The 2,895-nt window shown below is 65.5% G+C and carries 2 protein-coding genes; both read right to left on the bottom strand.

The annotated features are described in order from the left end of the window. On the bottom strand, positions 1 to 1,012 hold a 1,012-nt coding region (locus P1X14_RS21885), incomplete at its 3' end, for a 2-oxoacid:ferredoxin oxidoreductase subunit beta (protein WP_277317542.1). Continuing rightward, positions 1,009 to 2,895, bottom strand: a 1,887-nt coding sequence (locus P1X14_RS21880; RefSeq protein ID WP_277317541.1) for a 2-oxoacid:acceptor oxidoreductase subunit alpha, incomplete at its 5' end; no start/stop codon positions are given. The genes P1X14_RS21885 and P1X14_RS21880, both read right to left, overlap by 4 nt.

The raw sequence follows: 2,895 nt of genomic DNA, 5'->3' as shown, positions 1-2,895 counted from the left end.
CCACCAACCAGGTTTGTCCCTTGGCGACGAGCTTTTGGAGGTCGGGCGTCTTGCCGTCGCTTGCGGCCTTGTTCTGCGCGACGATTGCGCTTTCGAACGTGGGCGCGGGGTCGTCGTAGAGGACGCCGAGTGCCATCGGGAACGGCCCGAACGGCATCTCGACCAGCATGTGCGCCACGGCGCGATTGGTGACGTTGTGGACGATCACGCCAGCCGCCTGCCAGTCGCCATCGACCACATCGACCACCTTGAGCGTCAGCTTCTCGACATCGAGCGACAGGCCGCGCGTGCCGCCCGCGAACAGCAGCGGCTCGCCATCGACGCACCACATCTGGTTCGCCTGCGCGTTGGGCTTGGCCGTGAACGGCTCGAACACATCGTCATTGTAGACGATGCAGTTCTGGAAGATCTCCACGAACGCCGCGCCCTGATGCTTGTGCGCCGCCTTCAGCACGCCCGGCAGGTTCTTGTGCACGTCGATCCCGCGCGCGATGAACCGCCCGCCGCTGCCAAGCGCGAACGCGCACGGCTTGGCCGGATGATCGACCGACCCGAACGGGGTCGAGGGGCTGCGCGTGCCTTCCCGGCTGGTCGGCGAGTATTGGCCTTTGGTCAGGCCATAGATCTCGTTGTTGAACAGCAGCACCTGGCAGTTCAGGTTCCGCCGCAGCAGGTGCATCGTGTGGTTACCACCGATCGACAGGCCGTCGCCGTCGCCGGTGATGATCCACACGTCGAGCTCGGGGTTGGCGAGCTTGACCCCCGTCGCCACCGCCGGCGCACGGCCATGGATCGTGTGGAACCCATAGGTCTCCATATAATAAGGGAACCGGCTCGAGCAGCCGATGCCGCTGACGAACACGGTGTTCTCCGGCGTCCCGCCGATCTCGGGCATGGTGCGCTGCACCGCCTTCAGGATCGCATAGTCGCCGCAACCCGGGCACCAGCGGACCTCCTGATCGGTCTCCCAGTCCTTGGGCGTCGACGGGCGGATGGTGGTGATCTCGTTCATGGGTTCACAGCCTCGGTGCTGGGCAGCTGGGTATGGTCGGGACCAAGCTCTTCGGGCTTGTCGCTGTTGAGGTGACGCGTGATCGCGCCTTCGATCTCGGCGATGGTGAAGGGCTGGCCCGACACCTTGTTGAGCGGCACGGCGTTCACCAGGAACTGGTCGCGCAGCACGGTCTTGAGCTGACCGGTGTTCATCTCGGGCACCAGGATATGCTCATAGCTCCGCAGCAGGTCGCCAAGGTTCTTCGGCATCGGCCAGATATGGCGGATATGGATATGGCTCACGTCCACGCCCTTCGCCCGCGCACGGCGCACCGCGGTGGTGATCGGGCCATAGGTCGATCCCCAGCCGACCACGACCAGCTTGCCGCCGGCCTGACCCTGCTCGACCAGCTGATCGGGGATATCGATATTGGCCACCTTGTCGCGGCGGATATCGGTCATCGCCTGATGGTTGGCCGGCGAGTAATCGAGGTTGCCGGTATCCACCGCCTTCTCGATCCCGCCGATGCGGTGGAGCAGTCCGGGCGTGCCGGGCTTCACCCACGGGCGCTTGAGCTTCTCGTCGCGCGCATAGGGCAGGAACTTGCTCCCCTCGGCCGGAAGCTCGGTGTGATGCTTCACCGGGAACGGCTTGTAGGTGCTCATGTCCGGCACCTTCCACGGCTCGGCGGCATTGGCGATATAGCCGTCGGTCAGGATCATCACCGGGGTCATGTACTGCGTGGCGATCCGCACCGCCTCGATCGCGACGTCGAAGCAGTCGGCGGCCGAGCGCGACGCGATCACCGGCATCGGCGCGTCGCCGTTGCGGCCATAGACGGCCTGATAGAGATCGGACTGCTCGGTCTTGGTCGGCAGGCCCGTCGAAGGACCGCCGCGCTGCGAGTTGACGATGATCAGCGGCAGCTCGGTCATGATCGCCAGGCCCATCGCCTCGCCCTTGAGCGCGATGCCCGGACCCGAGGACGAGGTCACCCCCAGCGATCCCGCATAGGAAGCGCCCAGCGCCGAGGCGATCGCAGCGATCTCGTCCTCGGCCTGGAACGTCGTGACGCCATATTCCTTGAACCGGGACAGCGCGTGCAGGATCGCCGAGGCCGGGGTGATCGGATAGCCGCCGAAGAACATCGGCAGTTCGGCCAGCTGTGCGCCCGCCACCAGCCCCAGCGAGATCGAGTCCGCGCCGGTCACGGTGCGGTACAGGCCCGGCTCGGACGGTGCCGCCGACACGTTACGCTGAGAGATCCCCAGCGCGCCAAGCTCGGCGGTCTCGCCATAGGCGTGCCCCGCGTTCAGCGCCGCGATATTGGCTTCGGCAAGGTTCGGCGCCTTGGCGAACTTGGCCTTGAGCCACTCCACCAGCGGCGCACGGTCGCGGTCGAACATCCACAGCGCCAGACCCAAGGTCCACATGTTCTTGCAGCGCAGCGCTTCCTTGTTGCCCAACCCGAACGGCTTCACCGCTTCCACGGTCAGCGCCGAGATATCGAGCTTGAGCACCTGCCACTTGCTCAGCGACTCATCCTCGAGCGGGTTGCTGGCGTATTTGGCCTTGTCGAGATTACGCTGCCCGAACTCGCCTTCGTCCGCGATGATCAGACCGCCGGGCTTCAGCGCCTCGACATTGGTCTTTAGCGCCGCCGGGTTCATCGCCACCAGCACGTCCGGCTGGTCGCCCGCGGTGTCGATCTGGGTCGAACCGAAGTTGATCTGGAACGCCGACACACCGAACAACGTCCCTTGCGGCGCGCGGATCTCGGCCGGAAAATCCGGGAAGGTCGCAAGGTCGTTGCCCGCCAACGCTGTCGACAAGGTGAACTGCCCGCCCGTCAACTGCATCCCATCGCCGGAATCCCCGGCAAAACGGACCACGACAGCCTC

Origin of the sequence: Sphingomonas sp. AOB5 (assembly GCF_029433115.1) — a bacterium.
Lineage (GTDB): Bacteria > Pseudomonadota > Alphaproteobacteria > Sphingomonadales > Sphingomonadaceae > Sphingomonas.
This window is presented reverse-complemented; position numbering and strand designations above follow the sequence as displayed.